Origin of the sequence: Pseudomonas marginalis, from assembly GCF_024169655.1 — a bacterium.
Taxonomy (GTDB): domain Bacteria; phylum Pseudomonadota; class Gammaproteobacteria; order Pseudomonadales; family Pseudomonadaceae; genus Aquipseudomonas; species Aquipseudomonas paraveronii.
On sequence record NZ_JALJWV010000001.1, the window covers coordinates 2,527,123 to 2,543,869 of the forward strand.

Annotated in this window: 14 protein-coding genes; 6 read left to right on the forward strand and 8 right to left on the reverse strand. The window is 61.2% G+C overall.

The window, feature by feature from the left end; genetic code table 11:
• The first annotated feature begins 138 nt into the window (after positions 1 to 138).
• A complete protein-coding gene (locus tag J2Y83_RS11410; RefSeq protein ID WP_253395239.1) occupies positions 139 to 2,394 on the forward strand; it encodes an Orn/Lys/Arg decarboxylase N-terminal domain-containing protein in 2,256 nt (751 codons plus the stop codon).
• Between the two features lie 20 nt (positions 2,395 to 2,414).
• Entirely contained in the window at positions 2,415 to 2,984 is a 570-nt protein-coding gene (locus J2Y83_RS11415; RefSeq protein ID WP_253400379.1) for a GNAT family N-acetyltransferase, read from the forward strand.
• 5 nt (positions 2,985 to 2,989) lie between these two features.
• Here J2Y83_RS11415 and J2Y83_RS11420 read toward each other — a convergent pair whose 3' ends face one another.
• Positions 2,990 to 3,883 (reverse strand): LysR substrate-binding domain-containing protein, encoded by an 894-nt coding sequence (locus J2Y83_RS11420; protein WP_253395241.1) that lies wholly within the window; start codon positions 3,881 to 3,883, stop codon positions 2,990 to 2,992.
• A 170-nt stretch (positions 3,884 to 4,053) separates the two neighbouring features.
• Here J2Y83_RS11420 and J2Y83_RS11425 point away from each other — a divergent pair, with 170 nt between their 5' ends.
• Entirely contained in the window at positions 4,054 to 4,398 is a 345-nt protein-coding gene (locus J2Y83_RS11425; RefSeq protein WP_253395243.1) for a hypothetical protein, read from the forward strand.
• A 64-nt stretch (positions 4,399 to 4,462) separates the two neighbouring features.
• Here the strand turns inward: J2Y83_RS11425 and J2Y83_RS11430 are convergent, their stop codons facing one another.
• Positions 4,463 to 4,699 carry a hypothetical protein gene (locus J2Y83_RS11430; protein ID WP_247399382.1) on the reverse strand — a complete coding sequence of 79 codons (237 nt, stop codon included), beginning with the start codon at positions 4,697 to 4,699 and terminating at the stop codon, positions 4,463 to 4,465.
• 227 nt (positions 4,700 to 4,926) lie between these two features.
• Between J2Y83_RS11430 and J2Y83_RS11435 the strand changes: the two genes are divergently transcribed.
• Positions 4,927 to 5,484, forward strand: coding sequence for an NADPH-dependent FMN reductase (locus tag J2Y83_RS11435; protein WP_247399385.1), 558 nt, complete (start codon positions 4,927 to 4,929; stop codon positions 5,482 to 5,484).
• Positions 5,485 to 5,588: 104 nt separating this feature from the next.
• Here J2Y83_RS11435 and poxB read toward each other — a convergent pair whose 3' ends face one another.
• Both poxB and J2Y83_RS11445 read right to left on the reverse strand, forming a co-directional pair.
• Positions 5,589 to 7,313, reverse strand: coding sequence for a ubiquinone-dependent pyruvate dehydrogenase (gene poxB, locus J2Y83_RS11440; RefSeq protein ID WP_253395245.1), 1,725 nt, complete (start codon positions 7,311 to 7,313; stop codon positions 5,589 to 5,591).
• 77 nt (positions 7,314 to 7,390) lie between these two features.
• On the reverse strand, positions 7,391 to 8,623 hold the full coding sequence (locus J2Y83_RS11445; protein ID WP_253395247.1) for an NADH:flavin oxidoreductase/NADH oxidase family protein: 1,233 nt from the start codon (positions 8,621 to 8,623) through the stop codon (positions 7,391 to 7,393).
• A gap of 70 nt (positions 8,624 to 8,693) precedes the next feature.
• Here J2Y83_RS11445 and J2Y83_RS11450 point away from each other — a divergent pair, with 70 nt between their 5' ends.
• On the forward strand, positions 8,694 to 9,098 hold the full coding sequence (locus J2Y83_RS11450; protein WP_253395249.1) for a MerR family transcriptional regulator: 405 nt from the start codon (positions 8,694 to 8,696) through the stop codon (positions 9,096 to 9,098).
• A gap of 41 nt (positions 9,099 to 9,139) precedes the next feature.
• On the opposite strand, the gene J2Y83_RS11455 is transcribed toward J2Y83_RS11450, so the two are convergent.
• The gene (locus J2Y83_RS11455; RefSeq protein ID WP_247397716.1) at positions 9,140 to 9,634 is read right to left on the reverse strand and encodes a DUF934 domain-containing protein; all 495 of its coding nucleotides are present in this window, start codon (positions 9,632 to 9,634) and stop codon (positions 9,140 to 9,142) included.
• Positions 9,618 to 11,276: a nitrite/sulfite reductase gene (locus J2Y83_RS11460; protein ID WP_253395250.1), complete on the reverse strand. Its 1,659-nt coding sequence runs from the start codon at positions 11,274 to 11,276 to the stop codon at positions 9,618 to 9,620. The genes J2Y83_RS11455 and J2Y83_RS11460 overlap by 17 nt, the downstream gene beginning before the upstream one ends.
• Before the next feature lie 421 nt (positions 11,277 to 11,697).
• Here J2Y83_RS11460 and J2Y83_RS11465 point away from each other — a divergent pair, with 421 nt between their 5' ends.
• Positions 11,698 to 12,765 (forward strand): ABC transporter substrate-binding protein, encoded by a 1,068-nt coding sequence (locus J2Y83_RS11465; protein ID WP_253395253.1) that lies wholly within the window; start codon positions 11,698 to 11,700, stop codon positions 12,763 to 12,765.
• On the opposite strand, the gene J2Y83_RS11470 is transcribed toward J2Y83_RS11465, so the two are convergent.
• A complete protein-coding gene (locus J2Y83_RS11470; protein WP_247397725.1) occupies positions 12,762 to 12,980 on the reverse strand; it encodes a DUF2970 domain-containing protein in 219 nt (72 codons plus the stop codon). The genes J2Y83_RS11465 and J2Y83_RS11470 overlap by 4 nt on opposite strands.
• Positions 12,981 to 13,031: 51 nt before the next feature.
• Positions 13,032 to 16,742 carry a methionine synthase gene (gene metH / locus J2Y83_RS11475; protein WP_253395255.1) on the reverse strand — a complete coding sequence of 1,237 codons (3,711 nt, stop codon included), beginning with the start codon at positions 16,740 to 16,742 and terminating at the stop codon, positions 13,032 to 13,034.
• Positions 16,743 to 16,747: the final 5 nt, after the last annotated feature.

Sequence of the window (16,747 nt, forward strand, 5' to 3'; positions counted from 1 at the left end):
ATCAATGTCGACTGGCACGCCGCTATCGGGAGCAAGCTCCCTCCCACATTGGTGAGTCGCTGCCTTCAAAATCTTCATTCGCTACATCCGCTCACAGCTTCTACCCTGAGTGCATCACCCTCAGGACTAAAAGCACTCATGTACAAAGACCTGAAGTTCCCCATCCTTATCGTGCATCGCGACATCAAGGCCGACACCGTTGCCGGCGACCGGGTCCGAGGTATCGCTCAAGAGCTGGAACAAGAGGGCTTCGGTATCTTTTCTGCGGTGGACTACGCCGAAGGCCGGCTGGTGGCCTCGACCCACCATGGCCTGGCATGCATGTTGATCGCTGCCGAAGGCGCAGGGGAAAACACGCATCTGCTGCAAAACATGGTCGAACTGATCCGACTGGCGCGTCTGAGGGCGCCCAACCTGCCGATTTTTGCCTTGGGTGAACAAGTCACCCTGGAAAACGCCCCCGCCGATGCGATGAGCGAACTCAACCAACTGCGCGGGATTCTTTACCTGTTCGAAGACACTGTGCCGTTTCTTGCCAGACAAGTTGCCCGCGCCGCACGCACTTACCTCGATGGCTTGTTGCCGCCCTTCTTCAAAGCCCTGGTTCAACACACCGCCGACTCCAATTACTCCTGGCACACGCCCGGTCACGGTGGTGGCGTGGCCTATCGCAAAAGCCCGGTGGGGCAGGCGTTTCATCAGTTTTTCGGGGAAAATACGCTGCGCTCCGACCTGTCCGTTTCTGTGCCGGAGTTGGGCTCGCTGCTCGATCACACCGGGCCGCTGGCCGAAGCAGAAGCGCGCGCCGCGCGTAATTTTGGCGCCGATCACACCTTCTTTGTGATCAATGGCACCTCGACCGCCAACAAGATCGTCTGGCACTCGATGGTCGGTCGTGATGACTTGGTGCTGGTCGACCGCAACTGCCACAAGTCGGTGTTGCACTCGATCATCATGACCGGCGCGATCCCGCTGTACCTGTGCCCGGAGCGTAATGAACTGGGCATCATTGGCCCGATCCCCCTCAGCGAATTCAGCCCCGCGTCGATCCGCGCCAAGATCGAGGCCAGCCCGCTGACCCGTGGCCGGCCGGCGAAAGTGAAGTTGGCGGTGGTCACCAACTCCACCTACGACGGCCTGTGTTACAACGCCGAGCTGATCAAGCAGCAATTGGGTAACAGTGTCGAGGTGCTGCACTTTGACGAAGCCTGGTACGCCTACGCGGCGTTCCACGAATTCTTCGCCGGGCGCTATGGCATGTGTACTTCACGCACGCCGGACAGCCCGCTGGTGTTCACCACGCATTCCACGCACAAGTTGCTGGCGGCGTTCAGCCAGGCGTCGATGATTCATGTGCAGGACGGCGGCGCGCGGCAGTTGGATCGCGATCGGTTCAACGAAGCGTTCATGATGCATATCTCTACCTCGCCGCAATACAGCATCATCGCCTCGCTGGATGTGGCTTCGGCGATGATGGAAGGCCCGGCGGGGCGCTCTCTTTTGCAGGAAATGTTCGACGAAGCCTTGAGTTTCCGCCGCGCCCTGGCCAACCTGCGCCAGCACATCGCCGCCGAGGATTGGTGGTTTTCCATCTGGCAGCCGCCGTCCGTGGCCGGCATCGACCGGGTCGTCACGGCAGATTGGCTGTTGCAGCCGCAGGATGATTGGCATGGCTTTGGTGACATAGTCGAAGATTACGTGCTGCTGGACCCGATCAAAGTCACGTTGGTGATGCCCGGCCTCAATGCCGGCGGCGCGTTGAGCGACTGCGGGATTCCTGCTGCGGTGGTCAGCAAATTCCTCTGGGAGCGTGGTCTGGTGGTGGAAAAGACCGGGCTTTATTCGTTCCTCGTGCTGTTTTCCATGGGGATCACCAAGGGCAAATGGAGTACCTTGCTCACCGAGTTGCTGGAATTCAAGCGCAACTACGACGCCAACGTCAGCCTCGCCAGTTGCCTGCCTTCGGTATTCGCCCAGAGCCCGGCGCGCTATCAAGGGCTGGGGCTGCGCGACCTGTGCGATCAATTGCATAGCTGCTACCGTAGCAACGCCACCGCCAAACACCTCAAGCGGATGTACACCGTTTTGCCCGAAATCGCGATGAAACCGGCCGACGCCTATGACCAATTGGTCAGGGGGGAAGTGGAGGCGGTGCCCATTGATGCCTTGCCAGGGCGCATCGCCGCCGTGATGCTGGTGCCTTATCCGCCGGGCATTCCGTTGATCATGCCGGGCGAGCGCTTTACCGAGGCAACGCGTTCGATCATCGACTACCTGGCGTTTGCCCGCACGTTCGATAGCAGTTTCCCCGGTTTTGTCGCGGATGTTCATGGGTTGCAACACGAAGATGACGGCAGTGGTCGTTGTTATACCGTCGATTGCATTAAGGGTTAAGGATGTTTATGCAAGCTGTAATGAACCCGAAGTATCCAGGGCTCAGTGTGCGGGTCGCCGACGAGGGCTTCGACGCTTACGTGTGGGGCAATGATTTCAGTTTTGAGGTCAGCGCCTATGGCGTGCCGGAGATGGGCAAGCGGGTCGAACAGTGGCCCGTGGAGCGCATCCTGCCCTATCGTAAGTGCTACGGCATCGACCCGGAGGAGTTCGCCAGTTTTCGCGACGCGCCCGACAGCGCGATCTTCATGGCCTTTCTCGACGATCGAGCGGTCGGGCATGTCGTGGTGAGTACCAATTGGAACGGTTTCGCGCACGTTGACGAGCTGGCCGTGGCGTTGCCCGCGCGCCGTCATGGCGTGGCCAAGGCGCTGTTGGACGTGGCGCAGTTCTGGAGTCGCAAGAAAAACCTGACGGGCATGATGCTGGAGACCCAGAACAACAACCTCGGCGCCTGCCGTCTGTATGAGCGTTGCGGGTATGTGATGGGCGGGATCGATCACCTGCGCTATCGCGGGATCGACCCGCAAACCCGCGAGGTGGCGATTTTCTGGTATCGCTTGTTCAAGACGGAAGTCGAAGCGGTCTGACGCGTTCAGCTCGCCAGCAGGCCTTCAGCTTTCTGCGTGACAATCTCCAGCAGCGCATTCAATGCCGGTGACGTCACGCCGTCCCTGAGGGTCAGCGCATACAGGCTGACCATGATCGGCGGCGATACCGGGCACGCGTCCAGCCCGGCCTCCCGGGCGCCGAACGCGGTGAACGGGTCGACAATCGCCAAACCTTCACCGGCCTCCACCATGCTGCGCATCATCTGGTAGGTCTGCACCCGTGTCTGCACCACCGGCAACGGGCGCAGGGCTTGCAGCTTGGCGTCGAGCAGGCGACTGAGCGGGTCTTGGCCCTCCAGCCCGATCATCGACTGCCCGGCCAGGTCCTGCAGGGCGATGTACTTCTGCTTGGGTTTGAGCCAGCCATGGGGCGCGAGCAATTGCAGTTTGCCCTGGGCCAATACGCTGCTTTGGATCTGCGGATGTTCCGGGTCATGCAGGCTCAGGCCCACATCGGCCTCGTGCAGCAACAGGCTCCTGACGATCTCGCGGGTCGGCTGGCTCGACAGGTTGCACGGCGTGTCCTGGAAGCGCCGGCGCAGCACGGCAATGCTGTGTGGCAGCAGTTGATTGGCCAGGGGCGGCGTACACAGGGCGCGCAGGGTTGGCGCGTGATGGTGTTTCAGGCGGCTGGCCAGGCGTTGCAGCGGCTCCAGCGCTTCATACACATGGGCGATTTGCGCCTGCAACTCCAGGGTTTCCCGTGTTGGCTGCAGGCGTCCGCGCACGCTGGCGAACAACATAAAGCCCAGTTGCTGCTCGGCGTCCTTGAGCGCTGCGTCCACATCGCCCACGGGGAGTTGCAACCATTCGGCGGCCGTGCCGAGGTGTCCGGTCTGCAAGATGGCCTGAATCACTTCGATATGACGTAAACGCATGGCCGGAGTCTATGTGCAGTGGGGTGGGGATTCAATGGTTCAAGCCGGCGCGCAGAAAAAACACTGCGGCATCTGGCGTTCGGCCCAGACCTCACTAGAATGGCTCGTCTGATCATCAACGACCAATGCCGGTTACCCGGCACTTACAACAAAAACAGGTCTGGTCTCAAATGCCGATGCCCACGAAACTTTTCGGGGTAACGGCCAGGCAACTGCTGGTCCTGGTGACCGTGGGGTGCGTGGCCGCTTATCTCTTGAGCAATCCCGACGACACTACGCCCGAAAACCTCGCACTCGATGCGTTCATCCGTTCCCAGGAACAGGTGGGCGAGCAGGTGGGTACGGTATTGGGCATCACGCTGGTCAGGCAGGTGGTGGCGTATCCCGCGTATGGCACGCCGGGCTACAAGCGCTTGATGTATGCCGTAGAGGGCGAGAAGGGGCGACTGATGGTCACGCTCAAACAGACTGAAGGGGACCCGGGGATTGAAGTGACGGAGGTGCGCCGCCCGTGATCGCCCGGCCCAGTCAATGCCGTCAATGGCCAGGACTGAGCTGGTACGCTCGGGGGGATCAAACTTATTGCGCGCGGATGGTTTCCGATTCGCGGACGATAATGGTCCCCGACTGAATCAATCTGAATTCATCGCCGTCCAGTTTTTCTACACGGTCGCCAATGGCCAGCTTGTAGGTTGTGGTGGGCGCCGAGCCAGCCAGGCCGTCTAACGGTGGGATGGATTCCTGGAACTCATGCACCGAATAAACGCGACCTTCCGCGTCTCTGGCATGGAACTGTCCGACAAGTACTGCTGCCATCTGTTTAGAACCTCTGGAGATAAACACTCGATTTGCGGTTCTGTAGACCGTCATGGAGCGGGGTAGTTTACCTATGGAAAAAAAATACTATTCGCTGAAGTTTTCAGACGCTTCCTACGCAGGCGATCGCGAGGCAGACGCCGGGGTGGATATCAGAACCTTCTGGTGAACACGCCGCGAAGTCTTTATAACTACACACTCCTTTAGTCAGACGTCGGGAAACCTCAATGAGCAAGGTCTACACGATTGCCGTCCTGGTGGGCAGCTTGAGAAAAGAGTCGATCAACCGCAAGGTCGCCCTGGCATTGGCCGAACTGGCCCCCGCCAACCTCACATTGAACATTGTCGAAATTGGCGATTTGCCGCTCTACAACGAGGACATCGACGGGGCATCGCCGCCCGCAGCCTACAGTACTTTCCGTCAACAAGTGCGGTCATCCGACGCAGTGCTGTTCGTGACCCCGGAATACAACCGCTCCGTGCCCGCCCCGCTGAAGAATGCCATCGATGTGGGCTCGCGCCCTTATGGGCAAAGCGCCTGGAGTGGCAAGCCGGGGGCGATCATCAGTGTCTCGCCGGGGGCGATTGGCGGCTTTGGCGCCAACCACCATCTGCGCCAGTCCCTGGTGTTCCTCGATGTGCCGTGCATGCAGCAGCCTGAAGCCTATCTGGGTGGCGCGGGCAGTGTGTTTGATGAGGCCGGCAAACTGTCGGAGAAGACCAAGCCGTTTCTGCAGGCGTTTATCGATGCCTACGGCAAGTGGGTAGAAAAACAGCACGGCTGATCGCCGATGTGGGAGCGGGCTGGCTCGCGATGGCGATGTATCAGTTGAAGATGCATTCACTGAAGCAGCGCAATCGCGAGCCAGCCCGTCAGCCTGTGTTCACATCAGCGCAACCAGTGGGTACGCGCCAACTCGATCACTTCATCGCCGCGCCCGCTCATCACTGCCTTGAGCATGTACAGACTGAAACCCTTGGCCTGCTCCAGCTTGATGCTGGGTGGCATCACCAGTTCCTGGGTCGCCGTCACCACGTCTACCAGCACCGGGCCATCATGGGCCAGGGCGCGACGCAGGGCCGGTTCGAGGTCTTCGGATTGCTCCACGCGAATGCCCAGGATGCCCATGGCATTGGACATCGCCGCGAAATCCGGGTTTTTTAGCGCGGTGCCGGTGTCAAGGTAGCCGGCAGCTTTCATTTCCATGGCGACAAAACCGAGTGACGCGTTATCGAACACGATGACTTTCACCGGCAGTTTCAACTGCGCGAGCGAGATGAAATCCCCCATCAACATGGTAAAACCGCCGTCGCCGGACATCGAAATGACCTGCCGCCCAGGGAAGGCCGCCTGCGCGCCGATGGCCTGGGGCATGGCATTGGCCATCGAGCCGTGGTTGAACGAGCCGATCAGGCGGCGCTTACCATTCATCTTCAGGTAGCGTGCGGCCCATACGGTGGGCGAGCCCACGTCGGCGGTGAAGATCGCGTCGTCGTCGGCCAGTTCGCTGAGCAAGCGCGCCACGTATTGTGGGTGAATCGGTCGGTTGGGCTTTGACGGTTGTGCCAGGTCGTCGAGGCCCTGGCGGGCTTTCTGGTAGTGCTCCAAGGACGTTTCGAGGAAGCTGCGGTCGGTCTTGCGGGTCAGGTGCGGCAGGAGTGCATCGAGGGTCTCGCTCACGTCAGCGGCGATGCCCAGGTCCAGGGTGGCGCGCCGGCCCAGTGCCTGGGGGTTGCGATCGACTTGGATGATCTTCGCGTCGGTGGGGTAGAACTGGCGATAAGGGAAGTCAGTGCCGAGCATGATCAGCGTGTCGCAATTGAGCATGGCGTGGTAGCCGGAGCTGAAACCGATCAGACCGGTCATGCCCACGTCGAACGGGTTGTCCCATTCCACATGCTCCTTGCCGCGCAAGGCGTGTACCACCGGCGCGCCCAAGGCATCCGCCAGGGCCACCACTTGGGCATGGGCGCCGGCGCAACCGCTGCCGCACAACAGGGTGGTTTTCTGGCTGCTGTTAAGGATTTCGCGCAGGCGTTGCAGGTCCTGTTCTGCCGGCAGGGTGCGCGGCGCATGCAGGGGCGGCCAGGGTTTGAGCGTGTCTTCCACTTCCAGCAGCGACACATCCCCAGGGATCACCACTACCGCCACGCCGCGGTTGAGGATCGCCGAGCGCATGGCCCGATGCAGCACCTGGGGCATCTGCTCGGGGTTGGTCACCAGTTCGATAAAGTGGCTGCACTCCTTGAACAGTTCCTGGGGATGGGTTTCCTGGAAGTAGTTCAGGCCGATTTCGGAAGACGGGATTTGTGCGGCGATGGCCAGCACCGGCACGTGGTTGCGATGGCAATCGAACAGGCCGTTGATCAAATGCAGATTGCCCGGCCCGCAGCTGCCGGCGCACACCGTCAACTCGCCGGTGGCGGCGGCTTCGGCACCGGCGGCGAAGGCGGCGACTTCCTCGTGGCGCACATGCATCCATTCGATGCTGTCCATGGTGCGCAGGGCGTCGGTGAGGCCGTTGAGGCTGTCGCCGGTCAGGCCCCAGATGCGCTTGATGCCCGCCTGTTCAAGGGTGGACGCCAATTGCTGGGCCAAGTTGATTTTCGCCATGAAGAACTCCAATCGTCAGTGAGGTTAAAAGTGGCTGATCAATAGAGGACAGTTCGATCACGGCGAATGCTCCGTGCTTAATGTGAAGATTGCGTCATGGTTGTGCGGTATTGGCGAGTGCGCCGGGCGATAAACCATTGGTCGCGGAGCAGCGCCATGCAGGGCGCGACTTTGCGATTGGGGCGCTGGCCGCGGCTCAGGCGGCGCATCTGGTCACGCACCACGGCCAGGGTGGCGAGGGCGGCGAGAGGCTTGCGCTGCCAGCTGATCGGTTTCAGTTGCGGGTTGAGGTCGCGCCCTTCGCGCCAGTGTTTGATCAGTTGCGGTTCCAGGGTCAGGGCGGTGGCAATGCCGGCCATGGCGATGCCGCTGTCGAGGACTTGCTGCACCACCGGCAGGCGACGAATGCCACCGGTCACCATCACGGGCATTTTGGCGATGGCCGCCAGTTCGCGGGCCATTTCCAGGAAATACGCTTCGCGGGCCAGGGTCCGCCCGTCCCGGGCTTCGCCTTGCATGGCCGGTGCTTCATAGCTACCGCCGGACAGCTCCAGCAGGTCGATGGGTAGCGGATTCAACAACTCGACCACGGCGCGCGCATCGTCTGCGTCGAAGCCGCCGCGCTGGAAGTCTGCCGAGTTGAGTTTCACCCCCACGCAAAATGAGGGGCTGACACTGGCACGAACGGCCTTGATCACTTCAAGCAGCAAGCGCGCGCGGTTTTGCAGGGAGCCGCCCCAGTGATCGGTGCGCCGGTTGCTCAGGGGCGAGAGAAATTGGCTTAGCAAGTAGCCATGCGCGCCGTGGATCTGCACGCCGCTAAAGCCCGCTTTCTCGGCCAGGTGCGCGCTGGTGGCAAAGCGCGTGATCACGTTCTGTATCTGGTCTTCGGACATGGCCTTGGGCTTGGCGAACATTTTCGAAAAACCACCCAGGTCGAGGGCTACGGCGGAAGGCGCCAAGGCTTGCTGGCGCAGGTTGGCCGGCGTCTGGCGCCCCGGATGATTGAGCTGGACCCAGAAGTGCCCGCCCTTGTTTCGCCCGATGGCCGCCCATTCGCGAAAGCTGTCGAGCTGCTGCTCGTCTTCAAGGACCACGCCGCCGGGGCCGGTCATCGCGCGGCGGTCGATCATCACGTTGCCCGTCAGCAGCAAGCCAGGCTCGCCATCCGCCCAGGCCTGGTACAGCTGCTTCAATTCGCTGGACGGCGCTTGTTGGGCGTCCGCCATGTTTTCCTCCATCGCGGCCTTGGCGATACGGTTGGCAAGGACTTGGCCGTTGGGCAGTTGCAGGGGTTTGAAAGGTGACATGGTTGACTCCTGAGCGGGTGAGGCCTCAGGCTAAGATTAAAGTTAACTTTAATGTCAAGCAGGCGTGACGATGAATATTGGCGAACTGGCAAAACAGAGCGGGCTGGCGGCGTCGCGTATTCGCTTTTATGAAGCCGAAGGGTTGATCAGCCAGGTGGGGAGGCAGGCCAACGGCTATCGGCGTTATGCACCCGAAGCGCTGCAAACCCTGCAACTGATCCAGAGCGCGCAACAGGCCGGGTTTACCTTGCAGGAACTCAAGGCATTGATGCCGGCCCCGGGCGAGCACAAGCGCGAGGAACTGATTGAGGCGTTGGAGCGTAAGGTGCAGCAGATCGAAGGGATGCAGGCGCAACTGGCGCACAGCAAGGCGCAGCTGCTGGGCGTGATCGAGGCGGTGCGGGCGCAGCCGGAAGGTGTGCCGTGTTCCATGGGGCAGAAACAGGTGCTGGCGTCGATCAAAATCAAAGCATAAAAAAAGCCCTGGCATGCCAGGGCTTTTCACGACGTTAACGCTTAACGTCGACGGAACAGCGGCAGCGGTTCGTCCGTTGCAGCCTGGTACGTCACGGAGAAATCCTTGAGGCTCTCCAGCGCTTCATACGGGTCTTTGTCGGCGCGCAAGGCGAAGGCATCGAACCCGCAGCGGTGCAGGTAGAACAGCTGGTCGCGCAGCACGTCGCCAATCGCGCGCAATTCGCCCTTGTAACCATAGCGGTCACGCAGCAGGCGCGCGTTGGAGTAGTTGCGCCCGTCGGTGAAGGCCGGGAAGTTCAGGGCGATGACCTGGAAGTGAGCCACGTCGTCACCGATCTCTTCGGCTTCTTCATCGGCGTCCAGCCACACGCCCAGGCCGCCGTCGCGGGCCTTGAGCGCATGGCCGTGCTCGCGCCACAGGGCCAGCGGCACGATCAGGTCGTCGCAGTTGGAGATGCCGTCGAAGGTCGCGTCCTTGGGCAGCAGGTGCCAGGTTTCGTCGACGACTTCGTTGTTCTTAATGATTCGCTGCATAGACGCGCTCCTTGAACAGGTCAATGCCGATGCGCTGGTAGGTGTCGATGAAACGCTCATCTTCGGTGCGCTGCTCGATGTACACATCGATCAGTTTGCCGATCACCTCGGGCATGGCTTCCTGGGCGAAGGATGGGCCGAGGATCTTGCCCAGGCTCGCATCGCGGCTGGCGCTGCCACCCAGGGACACTTGGTAGAATTCTTCGCCTTTCTTGTCCACGCCCAGGATGCCGATGTGGCCGACGTGGTGGTGACCACAGGCGTTCATGCAGCCGGAAATGTTCAGGTCCAGCTCGCCGATGTCGAACAGGTAGTCCAGGTCGTCAAAACGGCGCTGGATCGATTCGGCAATCGGGATCGACTTGGCGTTGGCCAGGGAGCAGAAGTCGCCGCCCGGGCAGCAGATGATGTCGGTCAGCAGGCCGATGTTCGGCGTGGCAAAACCCCCTTCGCGCAGTTCGCCCCACAGGGTGAACAGTTGGCTCTGCTCCACGTCCGCGAGAATGATGTTCTGCTCGTGGGAGGTGCGCAGTTGACCGAAGCTGTAGCGCTCGGCCAGGTCGGCCACGGCGTCCAGCTGCTTGTCGGTGATATCGCCGGGGGCGACACCGGTAGGCTTGAGCGACAGGGTCACGGCGATATAGCCCGGCTTTTTATGCGCCAGGGTGTTGCGTGTACGCCAGCGAGCGAAGCCTGGGTGCTGCTGGTCGAGCGCGGCGAGTTCGGCGTCCTGATTGCTCAGGGCCTTGTACTCGGGGTCGACGAAGTGCTTGGCCACACGGTGGACTTCGGCTTCGGTCAGGGTGGTCTGGCCGCCGCGCAGGTGTTCCATCTCGGCGTCGACTTTCTGGGCGAACACCTCAGGGGTCAGCGCTTTGACCAGGATCTTGATCCGGGCCTTGTACTTGTTGTCGCGACGGCCGTAGCGGTTGTAGACCCGCAGGATCGCGTCGAGGTAGCTCAGCAGGTCCTGCCACGGCAGGAACTCGTTGATAAACGCGCCGACCACCGGGGTACGCCCCAGGCCGCCACCCACCAAGACACGGAAGCCAAGCTCGCCGGCGGCGTTGTGGACCGGCTCCAGGCCGATGTCATGCACTTCGATCGCCGCACGGTCCGACGTCGAGCCATTGATGGCGATCTTGAACTTGCGCGGCAGGTAAGCGAATTCGGGGTGGAACGTGGTCCATTGGCGGACGATTTCACACCAGGGGCGCGGGTCGATCAGTTCGTCGGCGGCAACCCCGGCGAATTGGTCGGTGGTCACGTTGCGCAGGCAGTTACCGCTGGTCTGAATGGCGTGCATCTGCACGGTGGCCAGTTCAGCCAGGATGTCTGGCACATCTTCCAGCGCCGGCCAGTTGAACTGTACGTTCTGGCGGGTACTGATGTGGGCGTAGCCCTTGTCGAAGTCGCGGGCAATCTTGGCCATCATGCGCGTCTGGCGCGAAGTCAGTTGGCCATAAGGCACGGCCACCCGCAGCATCGGCGCAAAGCGCTGCACATAAAGGCCATTTTGCAGGCGCAGAGGGCGGAACTCTTCTTCGCTCAGTTCACCTGCTAGGTAGCGTCGGGTCTGATCACGGAACTGCTTGACGCGGTCCTCGATGATGCGCTGATCGTATTCGTCGTATACGTACATATAGGTCCTGTTCTCGGCAAATCTGCGCGCACGGCCGCGCACTCCCAACGGAGCCGGGGCACGATACCAGTTTGCGTTTATGCGCAAAAGTGATGTTTGAGTATATGCAAAGAACCAAATCGACTAATGGGTACGATTTTTAGCATACCCACATTTGTCATGCGGGCAATCATCGACTTTACTGTGGGCGAGTCTGAATGCAATCACCTATAAAACCGACAAGAGGCGATGCGATGAGCAATTCGACAAAAGCCCGTAAACCCGACAGTACTGTGGACGCCTGGGCCATTCTATTCCTGATCATTCTCGTGGTAGGGACTGCGGTGTTTTGGGTCGGCCATCAATAAGAGCGTTGACTGAGCCTCGAATGACTGTCTGATTGCCAGTATCATGGCGGCCAATGTTCAAGGCTTGAATAACCATGTTGAAGGTTTTGTTTACGTGCGTGTGGTTGCTGGTGCCGGCGTTTTGCGGAATGGCCCAGGCGGCGTCGGTGGTGTTTCTCAACCCGGGCACGTCGACGGAAACCTTTTGGGTCAGCTATGCGCAGTTCATGCAGGCCGCGGCCAAGGACCTCGGCCTGGATTTGCGTGTGCGCTATGGCGAGCGCGATCCCCACAACACGCTGACCCAGGCCCGAGAGGTGCTGCAAGGCAGCGAGCGGCCTGATTACCTGGTACTGGTGAATGAGCAGTATGTTGCACCGCAGATTCTGCGCATGGCCCAGGGCAGTGGCGTCAAATTGCTGGTGGTGACCAGTGCGCTGACCTCCGACCAAGTGCGTTTGTTGGGTGCCCACGATGGCATCAATTTGATTGGCAGCCTGGTAGCCGACGACGAACAGGCTGGCTACTTGATGCTCAAGGACATGTTGCGCCAGCACGGTCGAGTTGCGCCCGGCGAATCCCTCGACCTGTTGGCATTTTCCGGCATCAAGACCACCCCCGTTGCCCTGTTGCGAGAACAAGGCATGCACCGAGCACTGGCCGAGCATCCCGAGGTGCGCCTGCGTCAGTTGGTCTATGGCGAGTGGAGCCGCGAGCGCGCCTTTGAGCAAGCGACGCAGCTGTTCAAGCGCTACCCGCAGACGGCGCTGGTGTGGTCGGCCAACGATCAGATGGCGCTGGGTGCCATGCAGGCGTTCCAGGACAGCGGGCGGTTGCCCGGCAAGGACGCGCTGTTCAGTGCGGTCAACAGCTCGCCGGAGATCTTGCGCGAGCGTCTAAACGGCCGGTTGTCGTCCTTGGTCGCCGGGCATTTCACCGTGGGCGGGTGGGCGATGGTGCTGATCCATGATGATGCCAAGGGCGTGGACATTGGCGCCTATGGCGGGCGCGACCGCCGTGAGGCGTTATTCCAACTGATCGATGCCGCCCAGGCGCGGCGATTGTTGGGACCCACGCCGACGGTGAATTTTCGTGCACTGTCCGCCGTGGGCAAGCCCGCGTCCTATCGCTATCCCTTCAGCATGCAACTGCTGCTGCGCTAAACGCCGGCCAGCAGCAACACCAGCTTGACGATGCCGAACAGGGTCAAGGCAAACACCGCCGTGAACAGAATGCCCAGAACCACAAAGTGGCTGGGCTTGCCATGGGTGAAGTCGCGGGCGCGGTTCTTGCCGCTCTGTACGCCAAAGGCGGCGGCGACGACGCTGTGCAGCATCTGCCACAGGGTAGGCGGCTTGTTGTTGGCTGGATCGTCCATACGTGCCTCGACACAAGGTGTGTGAGGCAAGCATAGACAATCTGCGCGCGCTTAGTTGTCGTAACCCAGGTTCGGTGCCAACCAGCGCTCGGTCACGGCCAGATCCTGGCCTTTACGCGCGGTGTAGCTCGCCACCTGGTCTTTGTCGACTTTGCCCACGGCGAAGTATTGCGCCTGCGGGTGGGCGAAGTACCAACCGCTGACCGCTGCCGCCGGGAACATCGCGTAGTGTTCGGTGAGGAACACACCGCTGCGACCGGCCTGCATCTCGCGGGCCTCGGGGTCCAGCAGTTGGAACAAGGTGCCTTTCTCGGTGTGGTCGGGGCACGCCGGGTAGCCGGGGGCAGGGCGGATGCCGCTGTACTGCTCTTTGATCAGCGCCTCGTTATTCAGTTGCTCGTCCTTGGCATAACCCCAGTAGTTTTTGCGCACCTGCTGGTGCAGCCATTCGGCGCAGGCTTCGGCCAGGCGGTCGGCCAGGGCCTTGACCATGATCGAGTTGTAGTCGTCGCCCGCGTCCTGGTAAGCCTTGGCCACTTCCTCGGCGCCGATGCCGGCGGTGGTGATAAAACCACCCACGTAGTCGGTGATGCCGCTGTCTTTAGGCGCGACAAAGTCGGCCAGGGAGAAGTTCGGCTTGCCGTCGGTCTTGATGATCTGCTGGCGCAGGTGGTGCAAGGTTGCCAGGGGCTTGCCGTCTTCGCCGTAGACTTCCAGGTCGTCGTCCTTCACCTGATTGGCTGGCCAGAAGCCAAACACCGCGCGAGCGCTGATCAGCTTCTCGTCGATCAGCTTGGCGAGCATTTCCTGGGCATCGGCATACAGCGCGGTGGCGGCTTCACCCACCACTTCATCGGTGAGGATGCGCGGGAACTTGCCGGCCAGGTCCCAGGAGATAAAGAACGGGGTCCAGTCGATGTATTCGGCCAGCACCTTGAGGTCGATGTTGTCCAGCACCTTGGCGCCGGTAAAGGTCGGCGTGACCGGCGTGTAAGTGCTCCAGTCGAATTGCGGCTTCTTGGCGATCGCCGCCGGGTAGCTCAGGCGTTCGGTGCGCGCGCTGCGGTTCGAGGTGCGCTCGCGGACTTCGATGTATTCCAGGCGGGTCTTCTCGACGAAACCGGCCTTCAACTCCTTGGACAGCAGTTGCGTGGCCACGCCCACCGCGCGCGAGGCGTCGGTCACATAGATCACCGCATCGTTGCTGTACTTGGGCTCGATCTTCACCGCCGTGTGCGCCTTGGAGGTGGTGGCGCCGCCGATCATCAACGGCAGGTGGAAGTCCTGGCGCTGCATTTCGCGGGCGACGTGGACCATCTCGTCGAGGGACGGCGTAATCAGGCCGGACAGCCCGATGATGTCGCACTTCTGTTCCTTGGCCACCTGCAGGATCTTCTCCGCCGGCACCATCACGCCCAGATCGACGATGTCATAGCCGTTGCACCCCAGCACCACGCCGACGATGTTCTTGCCGATGTCATGCACGTCGCCCTTCACCGTGGCCATCAGGATCTTGCCCTTGGCTTCCGGCTTGTCGCCTTTCTCCAGCTCGATGAACGGGATCAGGTGGGCCACGGCCTGTTTCATGACGCGTGCGGACTTGACCACCTGGGGCAGGAACATTTTGCCGGCGCCAAACAGGTCGCCGACGATGTTCATGCCGGACATCAGCGGGCCTTCGATCACTTCGATCGGGCGCGCGAACGACTGCCGGGACTCTTCGGTGTCTTCAACAATGTGCGTGGTGATGCCCTTGACCAGCGCGTGTTCCAGACGCTTGTTGACTGGCCAGCCGCGCCATTCCTCGGTTTCGGCTTCTTTGACGCTGCCGTCGCCCTTGTACTTGTCGGCGATGGCGAGCAGGGCGTCGGTGCCGTCCGGGGTACGGTTGAGCACCACGTCTTCCACCGCGTCGCGCAGTTCGGCGGGGATCTGGTCGTAGATCTCCAACTGGCCGGCGTTGACGATGCCCATGGTCAGGCCGTTGCGGATCGCATACAGCAGGAACACCGAGTGGATCGCCTCGCGCACCGGGTTGTTGCCGCGGAACGAGAACGACACGTTGGACACGCCACCCGACGTCAGTGCATACGGCAGCTCGTCGCGGATGTAGGCGCAGGCGTTGATGAAGTCGACCGCGTAGTTGTTGTGCTCTTCGATACCGGTGGCGACCGCGAAGATGTTCGGGTCGAAGATGATGTCTTCCGGCGGGAAACCGACTTCATTGACCAGGATGTCGTAGGAGCGTTTGCAGATCTCTTTCTTGCGCGTTTCGGTGTCGGCCTGGCCGGCTTCGTCGAAGGCCATCACCACCACGGCCGCACCATAGCGTTTGCACAGCTTGGCGTGATGGATGAACTGCTCGACGCCTTCCTTCATGCTGATGGAGTTGACGATACCCTTGCCCTGGATGCACTTGAGGCCGGCTTCGATCACTTCCCACTTGGAAGAGTCGATCATGATCGGCACGCGGGAGATGTCCGGCTCGCCGGCAATCAGATTGAGGAAGGTCACCATGGCCTTCTTCGAATCGAGCATGCCTTCGTCCATGTTGATGTCGATCACCTGGGCGCCGGCTTCCACCTGCTGCAGGGCGACTTCGAGGGCTTCGGTGTAGTTGTCTTCGCGGATCAGCCGGGCGAAACGCGCGGAGCCGGTGATGTTGGTGCGTTCGCCGACGTTGACGAACAGCGACTGGCGATCGATGGTGAACGGCTCCAGGCCCGACAAGCGGCAGGCCTTGGGAATGTCCGGGATCTGGCGCGGCGCGTAACCGGCCACGGCGTTGGCGATGGCTTCGATATGCCCCGGCGTGGTGCCGCAGCAGCCGCCGACAATGTTCAGGAAACCGCTCTGGGCGAATTCCTCGATGACGTTGGCGGTTTGTGCCGGCAATTCGTCGTACTCGCCGAATTCGTTGGGCAGGCCGGCGTTGGGGTGCGCGGACACATAAGTGTTGGCTTTGTTCGACAGCTCTTCGAGGTATGGACGCAACTCGCTGGCGCCCAGGGCGCAGTTGAGGCCCACGGAAATCGGCTTGGCGTGGCGGACCGAGTTCCAGAACGCTTCGGTGGTCTGGCCCGACAGGGTACGGCCGGAGGCGTCGGTGATGGTGCCGGAGATCATGATCGGCAGTTCGAAGCCCAGTTCCTCGAACACGCCCTGCACGGCAAAGATCGCAGCCTTGGCGTTGAGGGTGTCGAAAATGGTTTCGATGAGAATCATGTCCGCACCGCCTTCGATCAGGCCCTTGGTGGCCTCGGTGTAGTTCTCCACCAGTTCATCGAAGGTCACGTTGCGGTAGCCGGGGTTGTTCACATCCGGCGACAGCGAGCAGGTACGGCTGGTCGGGCCGAGCACGCCGGCGACGAAACGCGGTTTGTCCGGGGTCTCCAGGGTCTTGGCGTCGGCCACCTTGCGCGCCACACGGGCGCCCTCTACGTTCAGCTCGTAGGCGAGCGACTCCATGCCGTAATCGGCCTGGGACACTTGGGTGGCATTGAACGTGTTGGTTTCGAGGATGTCGGCGCCGGCATCCAGGTACGCCTTCTCGATGGAGGCGATGACGTCCGGGCGGCTGAGCAGCAACAGGTCGTTGTTGCCCTTGACGTCGCTGGGCCAGTCGGCGAAGCGTTTACCACGATAGTCTTCTTCCTCCAGCTTATAGCTTTGGATCATAGTGCCCATGCCGCCATCGAGGATCAGGATACGTTCCTTGAGGGCTTGGTGAAGGGCTTGCAGACGAGCGCTACGATCGGACATGGGAC